This window comes from Janthinobacterium sp. TPC_1 (assembly GCF_056037845.1).
Genome location: NZ_CP195157.1, coordinates 4,080,184 through 4,094,379, shown reverse-complemented (window position 1 = coordinate 4,094,379; position 14,196 = coordinate 4,080,184). Strand labels below are relative to the sequence as shown.

General features: G+C 63.2%; 10 protein-coding genes and 2 pseudogenes. 1 reads left to right on the top strand and 11 read right to left on the bottom strand.

Translation table 11 applies throughout. The features are described from left to right. Window positions 1-17 precede the first annotated feature (17 nt). A complete protein-coding gene (locus ACQVLG_RS20100; RefSeq protein WP_474290764.1) occupies window positions 18-1,001 on the top strand; it encodes a cyclase family protein in 984 nt (327 codons plus the stop codon). 12 nt (window positions 1,002-1,013) lie between these two features. Here the strand turns inward: ACQVLG_RS20100 and cobA are convergent, their stop codons facing one another. The 11 genes and pseudogenes from cobA to ACQVLG_RS20045 form a co-directional block, all read right to left on the bottom strand. Beyond that, window positions 1,014-1,778: a uroporphyrinogen-III C-methyltransferase gene (cobA, locus tag ACQVLG_RS20095; RefSeq protein ID WP_474290763.1), complete on the bottom strand. Its 765-nt coding sequence runs from the start codon at window positions 1,776-1,778 to the stop codon at window positions 1,014-1,016. 14 nt (window positions 1,779-1,792) lie between these two features. After that, window positions 1,793-2,983, bottom strand: coding sequence for a CmpA/NrtA family ABC transporter substrate-binding protein (locus ACQVLG_RS20090; protein WP_474290762.1), 1,191 nt, complete (start codon window positions 2,981-2,983; stop codon window positions 1,793-1,795). A gap of 157 nt (window positions 2,984-3,140) precedes the next feature. Then, the gene (locus ACQVLG_RS20085) at window positions 3,141-3,779 is read right to left on the bottom strand and encodes an ANTAR domain-containing response regulator (protein WP_230541854.1); all 639 of its coding nucleotides are present in this window, start codon (window positions 3,777-3,779) and stop codon (window positions 3,141-3,143) included. A gap of 77 nt (window positions 3,780-3,856) precedes the next feature. Then, window positions 3,857-5,358, bottom strand: a pseudogene (locus tag ACQVLG_RS20080) (CoA-acylating methylmalonate-semialdehyde dehydrogenase). 12 nt (window positions 5,359-5,370) lie between these two features. Continuing rightward, on the bottom strand, window positions 5,371-6,168 hold the full coding sequence (gene iolB / locus ACQVLG_RS20075; RefSeq protein ID WP_474290761.1) for a 5-deoxy-glucuronate isomerase: 798 nt from the start codon (window positions 6,166-6,168) through the stop codon (window positions 5,371-5,373). Further along, window positions 6,165-7,079 carry a myo-inosose-2 dehydratase gene (iolE, locus tag ACQVLG_RS20070; RefSeq protein WP_474290760.1) on the bottom strand — a complete coding sequence of 305 codons (915 nt, stop codon included), beginning with the start codon at window positions 7,077-7,079 and terminating at the stop codon, window positions 6,165-6,167. The genes iolB and iolE overlap by 4 nt, the downstream gene beginning before the upstream one ends. Before the next feature lies 1 nt (window position 7,080). Beyond that, a complete protein-coding gene (gene iolD / locus ACQVLG_RS20065; RefSeq protein ID WP_474290759.1) occupies window positions 7,081-8,910 on the bottom strand; it encodes a 3D-(3,5/4)-trihydroxycyclohexane-1,2-dione acylhydrolase (decyclizing) in 1,830 nt (609 codons plus the stop codon). Further along, window positions 8,907-10,853, bottom strand: coding sequence for a bifunctional 5-dehydro-2-deoxygluconokinase/5-dehydro-2-deoxyphosphogluconate aldolase (locus ACQVLG_RS20060; RefSeq protein WP_474290758.1), 1,947 nt, complete (start codon window positions 10,851-10,853; stop codon window positions 8,907-8,909). Before ACQVLG_RS20060 ends, iolD begins: the two co-directional genes overlap by 4 nt. A gap of 8 nt (window positions 10,854-10,861) precedes the next feature. Beyond that, window positions 10,862-11,647 carry an ATP-binding cassette domain-containing protein gene (locus ACQVLG_RS20055; protein WP_474290757.1) on the bottom strand — a complete coding sequence of 262 codons (786 nt, stop codon included), beginning with the start codon at window positions 11,645-11,647 and terminating at the stop codon, window positions 10,862-10,864. A gap of 3 nt (window positions 11,648-11,650) precedes the next feature. Then, the gene (locus ACQVLG_RS20050; RefSeq protein WP_230542457.1) at window positions 11,651-12,772 is read right to left on the bottom strand and encodes an ABC transporter permease; all 1,122 of its coding nucleotides are present in this window, start codon (window positions 12,770-12,772) and stop codon (window positions 11,651-11,653) included. 169 nt (window positions 12,773-12,941) lie between these two features. Further along, window positions 12,942-13,986 (bottom strand): annotated as a pseudogene (locus tag ACQVLG_RS20045) (sugar ABC transporter substrate-binding protein). Between the last annotated feature and the right edge of the window lie 210 nt (window positions 13,987-14,196).

Sequence of the window (14,196 nt, the reverse complement as noted above, 5' to 3'; positions counted from 1 at the left end):
GACACAAGGAGCACACCATGTTCAAACCATCCGCCACCCTGACCGCCCTGCTGCTGGCGCTGCTGGCAGGAACGACGCAAGCCGCCGCCCTGCCCGAAGTGGGCATCAGCCCCTGGGGTCCGAAAGACGAGATCGGCCGCCTGAACCTGATGACGCCAGCCTCGCGCGCCGCCATCCTGGCCCGCATCGACGGCGGCAAGAGCTACGACCTGGCCGTCGATTTCTATGTCGGCATGCCCAGCTGGCAGGCGGCAGGCGACCCGCCCTATCAAATGTGGATGACGCACACGCCGAAGGGCAATGTGGTGGCCGACTCGATGCAGGTGGGCGACGCCATGAACCGCCACGTCAGTTACACGGGCTCGGCCGTGTCCATGTATGCGCACATGGGCACGCATATCGACGCCCTCAACCATTTCGGCTTGAACGGCAAGATCTGGAACGGTTTTACGGAGGAACAATACCTGGGCGACCGGGGCTGGACCGTGACGGGGGCTGAAAAACTGCCGCCCATCGTCGCGCGCGGCGTGCTGATCGACGTGGCCGTGGCCAAGGGCTTGTCGCAACTGCCCGACAATTACCGGGTGACGCGGCAAGACTTGCGCGCGGCACTGGCAAAACAGAAGGTCACACTGGAAAAAGGCGACGTGGTGCTGATACGCACGGGCCGCATGCAGCATTATGAGCAGGCGCAAGCGTACATGGCCAATCCGCCCGGCCTGTCGCTCGATGCGGCGAAATTCCTCGTGGAAGATGGCGGCGCCATGGTGGTGGGCGCGGACAACCTCAGTTTCGAGGCGTTTCCGTCCGAAGTGGCGAACAATTACCTGCCCGTACACACGTATCTGCTGGCGCAGCAGGGCACGCCCATCCTGGAACTGGTCGACCTGGAAGGTTTGTCGCGCGACAAGGTGTACCAGTTTGCCTTCATCGGCGCCTCCTTGAAATTCCGTGGCGGCGACGCGGCGCCCATCCGCCCCGTGGCCCTGCCGATCCGCTAGCCGCCGGCAGGCTCAGACGGTCGCGGCCAGCAAGGCGCCATGGTCATCCCAGGCATCGGCGCAGCGCACCACCTCGCCCACGACGATGATGCTGGGGCTGCCCAGGCCGCTGGCCTGCAAGTCGGCGGGCAGCTCCCGCAAAGTGCTCAGCAACTGGCGCTGCGCCGGCAGGCTGGCCGATTGCACCACGGCCACGGGCGTGCCTGGCGCCATGCCGCCGGCCAGCAAGCCCGCCTGGATGGCGGCCACCCTGGCCACGCCCATGTAGATGACGAGCGTCAGGCCGCTTTGCGCCAGCGCAAGCCAGTTCGGCTCCGAGGCGCTATCCTTGCCATGACCGGTAACGAAGATCGCGCCCTGGCTCCAGCCGCGGTGCGTCAGCGGCACGCCGATGCTGGACGGTGCAGCCAGGCCGCTGCTGATGCCGGGGATCACCTCGACGGCCACGCCGTGGCTGCGCAGGTAGGCGCGTTCCTCGCCGCCGCGCCCGAACAAATACGGGTCGCCCCCTTTCAGGCGCACCACGTGCAGGCCGGCGCGCGCCTCAGCCAGCATCAGGCGTTCGATGAACGCTTGCGGCGTGGAAGCGCAGCCGCCCCGCTTGCCCACCTCGACCACGCGCACGCCTTGCGCCGCATGCGCGAGAATGGCCGGGTTGACGAGGTCGTCGATCAGCACCACGTCGGCCCGCGCGATGGCCTTCACCGCCTTGATCGTCAGCAAGTCCGGGTCCCCGGGACCGGCGCCGACCAGGGTTACGCTTCCAAGTTGCGCCATGATGACATCTCCCATTAAAAAAAATGACCGATGGCAAACGCTGCCGCGTACGCTTCTGGCGCGCTGCCGTCCCACACGACGCCATCGCACAGGGTCGAGCTGCGCATGGGGGACGCTGGCAATGGCGTGGCCGTCATTTCCGCCGCCTGGCGGTACAGGTCGATGCGGTTGACTTGCCTTGCCACCGCCAGGTAATCGGGTTCGTCGCGCAGCAAGCCCCAGCGCCGGTGCTGGGTCATGAACCACATGCCGTCGGACAAGTACGGGAAATTGACGGCGCCATCGCCGTAGAACTTCAAGCCGTGCGCCTCGTCCCAGGTCTTGCCCAGGCCATCCTGGTAATGGCCGAGGATGCGCGGCGCCAGCGTTTCCTGCGGCGCGTTCAGGTAAGCGGGCTCGGCCAGGGTAGCCGCCATGGCCAGCCGGTTGGCATCGCTGGCGTCGATCCAGCGCCCCGCCTCGAGCACGGCGGCGATCAGGGCGCGGCAGCTGTTCGGATGCGCGTGCGCAAACGCGGCGCTGGTGCCCAGCACCTTGCCCGGATGGTCGGGCCAGATGGCGCCGCTGGTGGTGGCCGTCACGCCCACGCCATCGACGATGGCCTTGTAGCCCCACGGCTCGCCCGCGCAAAAGCCATCCATCTGGCCCGCGCGCAAGGCCGCCACCATCTGCGATGGCGGCACCGTCAGCACGCGCGCGTCGCGCAGCGGATCGATGCCATGCGCGGCCAGCCAGTATTGCAGCAGCATCGCGTGGTTGCCGGTCGGGAAAGTATGCGCAAACGCAAACGGACGCGCCACAGCCCGCATGTGCCGCGCCAAGGATGGGCCATCGTGGGCGCCGTCGCGCGCCAGCGCCGCCGACAGGGTCACGGCCTGGCCGCTGTGATTGAGATTCATCAAGACGGCCATGTCGTGCCGCTGCCCGCCGATGCCCATCTGCACGCCATACACGAGCCCGTACAAGACGTGGGCCGCATCGAGTTCACCACTGTTCAGCTTGTCGCGCACGCCGGCCCACGACATTTCGCGGCTCAGTTCGATCTTGATGCCGTATTTTTCATCCAGGCCCAGCTTCGACGCCATCACCAGCGAGCCGCAATCGGTCAGCGGCAGGTAGCCGATGCGTATCGTCCGTTTTTCTGGCTGCAGGGTCCGCAACACCTGGACGCCCTGCCCTGTCTCTTTGCCCATTTGCTCTGTCATACCATTCCTTGCTGATAAATACTGTTTTGCCGCGCCGCCATGGGCAAGGTCATGCTGTTCCAGCAGCAAGGACCGTGCCCGTGCATGCCCGGTTGATGGCGGCGGGAAACGCACCGCGATGGTGCATTGCACCAGCATGTATCAGGAAATGAACGATTCATCCCAGCAAGTCTTCCACGTCGAGGATGCGCTGGGCGATGTCGGCCAGCTTGAGTTTCTTGTTCATGGCCATGCTGCGCAAGCGCTGGTAAGCCTGCTCCTCCGTCAAGCCATGATGCGTCATCAGCAAGCCCTTGGCCCGCTCGATGACCTTGCGTTCCAGCAACTTGTGCCGCGTGTCGAGCAATTCGGCGCGCAGTTTTTCTTCCTGGCGAAAGCGCGCCAGCGCCACGTTCAGCACCGGCTGAATGCGCTCGGCCTGCAAGCCGGCCACGATATAGGCGGATACGCCGGCCGCCATGGCCGCGTCGATGCTGGCCGTGGCGCCGTCTTCCGTGAACAGGACGATGGGGCGGCGCTCGTCGCGCGTGGCGATGACGATGTGTTCGAGCACGTCGCGCGCATCCGATTCCGCGTCGATGATGATGAGATCAGGCTGCAACTGCGCGATGCGCTCAGGAAGGTAGAGGTCGGCTGGAAGCGAGGCGACGATGTCGTACCCCGATTCCAGCAAGCCGATGCGCAAGGCATTGCCGCGCTGCACCTGGGCAGCCAAGGCCGCATTCTCGTGCACGCCATGCTCGACAATAGTGTTGACGACAACGATGCGCAAAGGCTGGGTACGGCTGGACGTCATGGAGGGCGATCTGCAATGGCTAAATAGTTAACCATTGCATCAAGCAAGAAGCGAACCAGCGGGTTTTACAGCGGATTTTACTTCAGTGTCGGCATGGCGAACTCGGCGCCGGCCGCCGTCGAGGCCGGCCAGCGCTGGGTGACGGCCTTCTGCTTCGTATAGAAGCGCACGGATTCCGGGCCGTGCGCATGGTGGTCGCCGAACAGGCTGCGCTTCCAGCCGCCGAAGCTGTGGAAGGCCATCGGCACGGGAATCGGCACGTTCACGCCCACCATGCCCACCTGCACCCGGTGCGTGTATTCGCGCGCCGTATTGCCGTCGCGCGTGTAGATGGCCGTGCCGTTGCCGTATTCATGCGCATTGACGAGGTCCAGCGCGGTGGCAAAATCGGGCACGCGCACGATGCACAGTACGGGGCCGAAGATTTCTTCCTTATAAATCGTCATCTCCGGCGTGACGTGGTCGAACAGGCTGCCGCCGAGGAAAAAGCCGTGCTCGTGACCGGGCAGCACGAAGCCGCGCCCGTCGGCCACCAGCCTGGCGCCTTCCTTGACGCCCGTGGCGATGTAGCCGGCGATCTTGTCCTTGTGCACCTGCGTCACCACGGGGCCCATCTCGGCCGACAGATCCATGCCTTGCGTGATCTTTAACGCCGCGATGCGCGGCACCAGGGCTTCCACCAGCTGGTCCGCCACATTGCCCACCGCCACGACGACGGAAATGGCCATGCAGCGCTCGCCCGCCGAGCCAAACGCGGCGCCCATCAGGGCATCGACCGTCTGGGGAATATCCGCGTCGGGCATGACGACCATGTGGTTTTTCGCGCCCCCGAGCGCCTGCACGCGCTTGCCCTGGGCGCAGCCCGTCGCATAGATATACTCGGCGATCGGCGTGGAACCGACGAAGCTGACGGCGCGCACGTCCGGGTGGTGCAATAACCCATCCACGGCTTCTTTATCTCCTTGCACGACGTTGAAGACGCCGTCCGGCAAGCCCGCGTCCGTCAGCAACTGCGCCAGCAGCAGGCTGGCCGACGGGTCGCGTTCCGACGGTTTGAGCACGAACGTGTTGCCGCAGGCAATCGCCATCGGGAACATCCACATCGGCACCATCACGGGAAAGTTGAACGGCGTGATGCCGACGCAGACGCCGAGCGCCTGGCGGATCGACCAGGCGTCGATGCCGCCGGCCACCTGTTCCGAATACTCGCCCTTCATCATCTGCGGGATGCCGCAGGCAAATTCCACCACTTCGATGCCGCGCGTCACTTCCCCTTTCGCATCCGTGAACACCTTGCCGTGCTCGGCCGTGATCAGGGCGGCCAGCTGGTCGGAATGTTCTTCCAGCAACTCTTTAAATTTGAACATGACGCGGGCGCGGCGCAGGGGCGAGGTCTGCGACCAGGCGGGAAACGCCGCATGGGCGGCGGCCACGGCCGCGTTCAGCTCGGCGGCAGTGGCCAGCGATACCTTCGCCGTCACGGCGCGCCCGTGGCGGGATTGAAGACGTCGCTCGTGCGCTCCGAGCGCGAGGCCATGGGGTTGCCACCAATAAAGTGGCCAATCTGTTGCGTTGTCATCTTGAATCCTTGTTATTTGGTAGGCATCAGCCACTCATGGGCCGGGTCGTTTTTAAAGTGCCACACGCGTTTCGGGCCGGCCATCACGTTCAGGTAATAGCCGTCGTAGCCATACGGCACGGTGACGGGGTGGTAGCCCCTGGGCACCATCACCACGTCGTGGTTTTCCACGGCCATGGCTTCATCGATGGAGCGGTCATCCGTGTAGACGCGCTGGTAGGCAAAACCCTGCTCGGGATTGAGGCGGTGGTAGTACGTTTCTTCCAGCGAACTTTCCAGCGGCACATTGTCGCTGTCGTGCTTGTGCGGCGGATAGCTCGACGAATGGCCGGACGGCGTGACCACCTCGACCACCAGCAAGCCGTCCGCTTCCTCCGTCTGCGGCAGGATGTCGCACACGTAGCGGGTATTCGCGCCCTGGCCGCGCACGGAACGCGTCATGCTCGATGGCTCGATCAGGCGCGCCGGACGGTGGGTGGCGGCTGGCGCGCTGCACAGGGCTACCTCGGCAGCGCTCACGGCCGTGATACGGACCTGTGTTTCCAGCGGCACATACACGGCATAGGGCGAGACGTCTTCAAAAACGCTGGCGCGCTTGCCGATGCCTTCCCAGACGTGATCGCCCGCCTGCACGGTGACCGTGCCCGTCAGCACGACGAGGCACAGCTCGCGGCTGCCCGTCTCCAGGCTGATGTGTTCGCCGGCCTGCAACCTGTGCGCGGCAAAGCCCACGTGCGTCCAGCCGGCCGACGCCGGTGTCACCTCGACAATTGTGGAACCGGACTTTGCCTTGACCAGCAGCGGGCTCATGCCGCCTCCCGGCCCAGGCGCGGAATCGCGTCGACCAGGCGTGCCAGGTAATCGTGGCCCATCTTCGCATACTGATAGCTGGGCGCGACGGCCGGATCTTGCTCCGCTTCCACCACCAGCCAGCCTTCGTAGCCGTGCAGATACAAACGCGTCAGGATGGCCGGGAAGTCGATGCAGCCGTCGCCCGGCACGCTGAAGGCGCCGTTGATGACCGCTTGCAGGAAACTCCAGTGGCCATTTCTCGCCAGTTTCACCACGTTGGGGCGCACGTCCTTGCAATGCACGTGGCAAATGCGATCGATATGCTTATTTAAAACCGCCAGCGCGTCGCCGCCGGCAAAGGTGATATGACCCGTATCAAACAACAAGCCGACTTCCGGCCCCGTCAGGGCCATCAGTTGATCCACGTCAGCCGGCGTTTCCACGTAAGCGCCCATGTGGTGGTGGTAGGCAAGCCGTACGCCGTGGGCCAGCAGGTGGGCGGCAAAAGCCGTGAGTTTATCGGCGTAGTCCTGCCACTGCTGCTGCGACTGGAAACGCGGACGTTTATATAACGGACGGGCTTCGCCCTGGATGGCGTCGGCCACTTCGCCGTAGACCATGACGGTGGCGCCGCTGTCGGCAAGCAAGCGCAAGTGCGATGCGACGGAAGCGATCTCCTCTTCGACGCTGCGGTGCGCCAGCCGGCCCGAATACCAGCCGGAGACGCAGGCCAGATTATATTTGCCCAGCACGGCGTTCAGGGCCGGGGCATCTTTCGGAAACTTGTTGCCCAGCTCAAAACCCACGTAGCCGATCTCAGCACCTTCCTTCAGGGCCGTCGCCAAAGGCGTCTCGCCGCCCAGGCTCGGCAAATCGTCGTTCATCCACGAAATCGGGTTGATGCCGATCTTGACATTCCATGTAGTCATTTCAATTCCTTTGTTTCAGGCGATCGTTTTCATAACGGGCACGGGCAGCTTGCACGCCGGCTTGCGTGGAGACTTCGGGTACGGCCACTTCCCACCAGCAGCCACCCTCCTCGGTCGTGCGCGTGTCGTCCGTATTGATGCAGATCAGATACGTGCGGCTAGCTTCGCGGGCGCGCAGCATGGCTTGCTCCAGTTCTGCGATACTGGCCACGTGCTCGCTCAATGCGCCCAAGGATTGCGCATGCAGGGCGAAGTCGATGCGCGGTGCGCTGTCGGGCAACATATTGTTGAACGAGGCATTGCCGCACGCCTGCTGCAGGCGGTTGATGCAGCCGTAGCCGCGGTTGTCGAGCACGACAATAATCAGTTTTTTGTCCAGCATGACGGAGGTGGCGATTTCCGAATTCATCATCAGATAGCTGCCATCGCCCACCATGACGATCACTTCCGAGTCAGGCTTGGCCATCTTGACGCCGAGGCCGCCGGCGATTTCATAGCCCATGCACGAATAGCCGTATTCCATGTGGTAGCCGCCGGGCGTGCTTGTTCTCCACAGTTTATGCAGTTCGGCCGGCAGAGTCCCTGCCGCGCAGACGACGATGTCGCGGGTGGTGGAATCCTTAGATGAACGCTGCACGGCGCCGATGACTTCGCCGTCGTACGGCAAGCCGGCGACTTCCCGTTTGCCGGTGATCGCCAGCACGGTATCGCGCCACGCGCTCCCCGCCTGCTGCGCCCGCTCCAGCCACTGGCCCGCGCTGTTCCAGTTGCCCAGCAGGCGCGACAGGCCCTGCAAACCCAGGGTTGCGTCCGCCTGCACACCCAGGCCGCGGCGTTTCAGCGCATCAAAACGGTTGACGTTCAGGCTGACCAGTTGCGCCTGCGCAAACAGGGAGTTGGAACCGGTCGTGAAATCCTGCAGGCGCGTGCCGATGGCCAGCACCACGTCCGCGTCCGCCGCCAGCGCATTCGCGGCAGGCGAACCGGTGACGCCGATGGCGCCCAGCTGCAATGGGTGGTTCCACGGCAGGGAGCTTTTACCGGCCTGGGTTTCCGCCACGGGAATGCCGTGCCGCTCAGCAAACGCCTGCAGGGCGGCGCTGGCCTTGCCGTACAACACGCCGCCGCCGGCCACGATCAGCGGCTGTTTCGCGTTTTTCAACAGCAACGCGGCCTCTTCCAGTTCCAGCTCGACGGGCGGCACGGAGCGGAAACGCACGACTCTCGGTTCGAAAAAGTCGACCGGATAGTCATACGCCATCGTCTGCACGTCCTGCGGCAGGGACAAGGTCACGGGACCGCAAGCGGCCGCGTCCGTCAAGGCGGCGATGGCCCGTGGCAAGGCGGTCAGCAATTGCTCCGGATACACGATGCGGTCGAAATAGCGCGATAAAGGTTTAAAAGCATCGTTGACCGAGACGCTGCCGTCGCTGGCGTCTTCCAGTTGCTGCAAGACGGGGTCCGGCGCGCGCGAGACGAACACGTCGCCGGGCAACAGCAGCACGGGCAGGCGGTTGACGTGCGCCAGCGCGGCGGCCGTCAGCAGATTCGTGGCGCCGGGACCGATGGAAGTGGTCACCGCCATCATGCGCCGGCGCATGTAGGCTTTCGCATAGGCAATGGCCGAGTGCGCCATCGCCTGCTCGTTGTGGGCGCGGTAGGTAGGAAAGGATTCCCGGTACTGGTACAGCGCCTCGCCCAGGCCCGCCACGTTGCCGTGGCCAAAGATGGCGAAGGCGCCGCCGAACAAGGGCTGTCCATCCTCGGTGCGCAGCACGGACAGGTAGCGGACTAAAGCCTGCGCCATGGTCAAGCGGACAGTGGCGCTCATGCGGCACGCTCCAGGCGGTTGCGCGTGCGCTGCCACAAGCTGATCAGCTGTTCGAAGTTGGCGCGCACTGCGGCGATCAGGCCCGCATCGTCGAGTTCTCCGGCCAGCCAGCGGCGGCTCGGTTCCTGGAAGATGGTGCGGCCGACCATGAAGCCGCGGCACGTCGTGCTGGCACTGGCCTGTTCAAAACTGGCGGCCAGTTTGTCGATGGGCGCATTCAGGCCCAGCAAGACGACGCCACGGCAATACGGATCGCGCTCGTGCACGAGGGCATCGATGGCTTGCCATTGCTTGGCCGACATGCTTTCCAGCTTCCACCATTCCGGGTAGATGCCGAGGTTGTACAGGCGCTTGACGGCGCGCAAGACTGTGTCGTCGCCGTGCGGCAAGGCGTCCGACGGTATGACTTCCAGCAACAGTTCGTGACCGCTCACTTGCGCCGCGTCATACAGGGCCTTGATCTGCGCTTCCTGTTCCAGCCGGTTTTCCACGGCGTCGTCCGGATGCAGTTGCACCAGGCACTTGATCACGTGTTCCTTTGGCCAGCTGAGCAGATGCGAGCCGATGGAGCGGCCCCAGTCGAACTGCAGCGGATTGGAACCGGGCAATTCCACGGGACGGCCTATCCACCAGCCCCGCCCCGTCGCATCGTTGAGCGCGTCGACGCCATAACGGCCATCGATCAGCACGCCCGTCTTGCCGGCCAGTTGCAAGGCCGTTTCCGTCTGCGCCACGGCTTGCACCATCAATTGCTTCAAGGCGCAGATACGCGATTCGGGCGCGCCCGCTTGTTGCGCCAGCTCAAAGAATTGCGTGCGGTGGTCAAAGGCGAACACGCACAGCTCGTTCCACTCCTTGCGCGCCACCGTCGTGCGGTGCAGGCGCGACAAGGTGGCGTCCTGGTCCGGCTGCGTCAGTTTTGCCGCGTTGGCCAGGAAATAATCGAGTTCGACAGGCGACGGCATGGCCGGCGCGCAACCATGGCGCGACACGACGAGGGCGCCGCAGCCGTTCGCATAGCGGCAGCACGCCTCGTAATCCTCGCCACGCAGCCAGCCTTTCAGGAAACCGGAGAGAAAAGCGTCACCCGCACCCAGCACGTTCAGCACTTCCACGCGCACGCCGCGGTAGTTATAGGCGTCGTCCAGGCTTTGCGGCACCACGCTGTCGATGACGGCGCTGCCCAATGGCCCCCGCTTGACGACCAGGGTGGCCAGGGTGGCGGCCCGCACGGCGCGCAGGGACGCCATGATGTCCGCGCCGCCGCCGGCGATCATGAATTCCTCTTCCGTGCCGACGATCAGGTCGAACTGCGGCAGGATCGCCTGCAAGTGGCGGGTGACGCCGTCGTTCGAGACGAAACGCGTTTCGCCGTCCGCCTTGCCCGACAAGCCCCACAGCACGGGCCGGTAATCGATGTCGAGCACGGTGCGCACGTTATTCGCGCGGGCCAGTTTCAATGCCTGCGTGCTGACGGCGTGCATGGCGGCGGTCGAAAAATGCGTGCCGGTGATTAATAACGCTTTGCTCGACGCAATGAAAGCCGCATCCACCGACGATGCGTCGATGGCCATGTCGGCGCAATTTTCACGGTAGAAAATCAGGGGAAAGGTGTTTTTATCCTTGATGCCCAGCATCACCAGGGCAGTGAGCCGCTCGCGGTCGATGCCGACGTGGCTGACGTCGCAGCCCTCCTTCGCCAAAGTGTCCGTCAGGAAACGGCCCATATGATCGTCGCCCACCTTCGACAGCATGGCCGATTTCAAGCCCAGCCGGGCCGTGCCGAAAGCAATGTTCGCGGACGAGCCACCCAGGTATTTGGCGAAACTGGTGGCGTCTTCCAGGGTGCTGCCGATCTGCTGCGCATACAGGTCCACCGCCAGGCGGCCCAGGCAGATCACGTCGAGCGCGCGGCCCTGGGCAAATTGTGTCGGGTTATTCATGGTTATCCTTAAATCGTGACACCGTCGAGTTCAGCCATCAGCGTTTGCATTTCCGCGCCGCCCGCCATCATGTCGAGTACTTCATCCTTGGAAACGGTTTCCTTGGTGTAAGTCCCCAGCGACTTGCCCCGGTTCAACAGAGTGAACGAGTCGCCCACGGGATAGGCGTGGTGCACATTGTGGGTGATAAAGATCACGGACAAGCCCCGTTCGCGCGCCTTGTAAATCAGTTTCAGCACATTGAACGATTGCTTGACGCCCAGCGCGGCCGTCGGCTCGTCGAGGATCAGCACGCGGGCGCCGAAGTGGATGGCGCGGACAATGGCCAGGCATTGCCGCTCGCCGCCCGACATGGTGCCCACGGCCTGGTGCGGGTCGCGCACCATGATGCCCATTTCGGCCAGCTTGTCGCGCGCCGTGGTGGCCGCATAGTCCATATCCATCACGGGCAGCACGCCGAACATCTTTTTGATCGGCTCGCGGCCCATGAAGAAATTGCGCGCCACGGACAGCAGGGGCACGAGCGCCAGGTCCTGGTAGACGGTGGCCACGCCCAGGTCGAGCGCCTCTTTCGGCGAATTGAAGCTGACGGGCTTGCCATCGACCAGGTATTGGCCATCGGTGGGCTTGTGCACGCCGGCCAGGGTCTTGATCAGGGTCGACTTGCCGGCGCCGTTATCGCCCAGCAGGCAATGTACTTCGCCCGGTTTCAAACGCAAGGTGACGTTTTGCAGGGCGATGACGGAGCCGAAGCGTTTGCTGATGTTTTCCAGCGCAAGGATGTATTCGCTCATGGCTTATCTCGCTTCCGTGACACGGGCACGGACAAAGTTGTTGAACAGTACCGCGATCAGCAGCATGACGCCGAGGAAGACACGGAACCAGTCGGAATTGATATTCGTATAAGTAATGCCGATCTGCACCACGCCGAAGATCAGCGCGCCGAAGCAGGCGCCGACGACGGAACCGTAGCCGCCCGTCAGCAAGGCGCCGCCGATGACGGCCGCGATGATGGCTTCGAATTCCTTTTGCATGCCGCGGTCGGCGGCGGCCGATCCCACGTCAAATACTTGCAATGTGGCAAATAAACAGGCGCAGAAGGCCGTGAAGACGAACAGCGAGACCTTGATGGTTTTCACGGGCACGCCCACATTCTTGGCCGCGTTGGCGTCGCCGCCGACGGCGAAGATCCAGTTGCCGATGCGGGTGCGGGCCAGGACGAAGCCGGACACCAGCGCCAGGCCCGCCCACCAGACGATGACCTTGGGGATGCCCTTGACCAGCGGCGCGCCATTGTCGAGCGCCGTGATCCAGCCCGCCTTGGCCATCCAGGCGAACAGCGAAGTGCCCACTTCGCCATGGAACAGGGTCATGGCCAGCCAGTCGTCGGCGGCCAGCGCGCCGATGCCGCTGACGATGGTGCGGTTGGCAAACATGATGGACAGGGCCAGGGTCAGGCCGCGCAGGATGAACAAAAAGGCCAGGGTGACGATGAACGACGGCAAACGCGTCTTGATGACGAGGTAGCCGTTGAGCCAGCCCAGCGCCATCGAACCGGCAAAGGCGAACAGGATGGCGGCCCACACGGGCCAGTGGAAATACACGGAAGGAATGGCGATCATCATGCCGGCAAAGCCGATCATGGAGCCGATCGACAGGTCGAATTCGCCGGCGATCATCAAGACGCAGGCGCCGATGGCGATGATGCCCAGATAGGCGGCCACTTGCGCCCAGTTGATCACGCCGTCCAGGTTGAACATGCCGGAATCGCCGGCCGTCAGGATGAAGAAGGCGAACACCAGGATGGCGCCCGAGATCGAGGCGAACTCAGGACGGCTGAACAGCCGCTTGAGCCAGCTGACCTGTCCCACGCGCTCATCAAGGCCCTGCTTCTGCGGCGGCGTGCCCGAGGCGGCCATGCCGCCCTGTTCCACGCTGAATTTCACGGTACTCATGCTATGTCTCCCTTGATTTATAGCAACCTGCCAGCCTCGACAACAATTCCAGGACGGCAGGACCCGCGCGCCGGCAAGCATTGCTGCGCGCGGGGACAACAACTAAGTATTAATTGATTTGAAAAGCGGGTGCTTAACGGAACTGGCCGGCGTATTTCTCTACCTTGCCGATATTGTCCTTGGTGACATAACCAGGACCGGAACCGATATGGCGCGGGCCATACGATGGTGCCAGGCCATATTCGGCCAGGCGCGCCTTGAACTTGGCGTTATTGATCAGCTTTTCGCGCACCTTGGCCAGGTCCGTGGTCTTGTCCTGCTTCATGATGGCCAGCACGGCAACGGGGATGTAGCCTTGCAGGTAGGGCTGCTGGTCGATGGCGAACTGGATGCTGCCATCCTTGATGCCTTTCGAGATGTCATCGGACAAATCGAACGTGGCGAACCACATCTTGCCTCAAGCCCATCTTTTCCAGCGCCTTGAGCGAAGCGTGGGCCGAGGTGGGCCCCAGCGCCAGCACGGCCTGGGTTTTCGGGTTGTTGCGCAGGTAGGCGCTCAACTTGCTTTCGATGGTGGTCGGATCTTCGCCCGCATCCAGGGTGGCGGTCTTGAAATCGACGCCGAGGGCTTCGGCAAAGCCGCGGCAGCGCTCGAACGACGACGGATTCGTCGCGTAGTGGTTGACGCAGACGAAGGATTTGATGCCGGCCGCCTTGGCTTTTTCGCCGGCGCCCTTGCCTGCCTCGTATTCAGGCTGGCCCACGTGCATCACGGCGCCCAGCTGCTCGCTTTGCGCCAGGGTACCGGAGTTGATCGTGACAAACGGAATCTTCTTGGCGGCAACGAGGCCCAGCGGTTTTTGCAGCACGCTGAAGTCGGCGATGCTGACGATCACGCCGTCGTAGTTGCGGGCCGCCGATTGTTCGACCAGGCGCGCCATATCGGCCAGGTCGCCATTCGGCGGATTGCGGTAGTCGACGGTGACATTGAAGTCTTCACCTGCTTGCTTGACGGAATTTTTGATCGTATTCCACCAGGAATCGGAATCGGGCGCATGGCTGATCAGCACGAATTTCTCGCCTGCCGCGTGGCTGGCGCTCATGCCCAGACCCAGTCCCAGGCCGAGTCCCAGCACAGCCAGGCTCTTCAGAAATCCCTTACGCTTATTGCTTTGCATGAATGTCTCCTTGAAGGATTAATTTTTATAGTTGCCAGCTTTTGAAGCGTGTCAACGGGGAGCCGGAAAGCCGGCAAGACCCGATGCACTGCGCACAGCTTAGGCCACAAAAAAGACAAATGCAATAAAATTTTCAAAATAAATTTAAATAGAAATTCGTTTCTATTTTCAGGATTCCCTCCTATAATTCTCGCCAGAACCAGCCGTAGC

What these genes read in the sequence shown, in the direction of transcription:
- ACQVLG_RS20100 (WP_474290764.1), top strand. Translation starts at nt 18, where the DNA reads ATGTTCAAACCATCCGCCACCCTGACCGCCCTGCTGCTGGCGCTGCTG.
- cobA (WP_474290763.1), bottom strand. Translation starts at nt 1,778, where the DNA reads ATGGCGCAACTTGGAAGCGTAACCCTGGTCGGCGCCGGTCCCGGGGAC.
- ACQVLG_RS20090 (WP_474290762.1), bottom strand. Translation starts at nt 2,983, where the DNA reads ATGACAGAGCAAATGGGCAAAGAGACAGGGCAGGGCGTCCAGGTGTTG.
- ACQVLG_RS20085 (WP_230541854.1), bottom strand. Translation starts at nt 3,779, where the DNA reads ATGACGTCCAGCCGTACCCAGCCTTTGCGCATCGTTGTCGTCAACACT.
- iolB (WP_474290761.1), bottom strand. Translation starts at nt 6,168, where the DNA reads ATGAGCCCGCTGCTGGTCAAGGCAAAGTCCGGTTCCACAATTGTCGAG.
- iolE (WP_474290760.1), bottom strand. Translation starts at nt 7,079, where the DNA reads ATGACTACATGGAATGTCAAGATCGGCATCAACCCGATTTCGTGGATG.
- iolD (WP_474290759.1), bottom strand. Translation starts at nt 8,910, where the DNA reads ATGAGCGCCACTGTCCGCTTGACCATGGCGCAGGCTTTAGTCCGCTAC.
- ACQVLG_RS20060 (WP_474290758.1), bottom strand. Translation starts at nt 10,853, where the DNA reads ATGAATAACCCGACACAATTTGCCCAGGGCCGCGCGCTCGACGTGATC.
- ACQVLG_RS20055 (WP_474290757.1), bottom strand. Translation starts at nt 11,647, where the DNA reads ATGAGCGAATACATCCTTGCGCTGGAAAACATCAGCAAACGCTTCGGC.
- ACQVLG_RS20050 (WP_230542457.1), bottom strand. Translation starts at nt 12,772, where the DNA reads ATGGCCGCCTCGGGCACGCCGCCGCAGAAGCAGGGCCTTGATGAGCGC.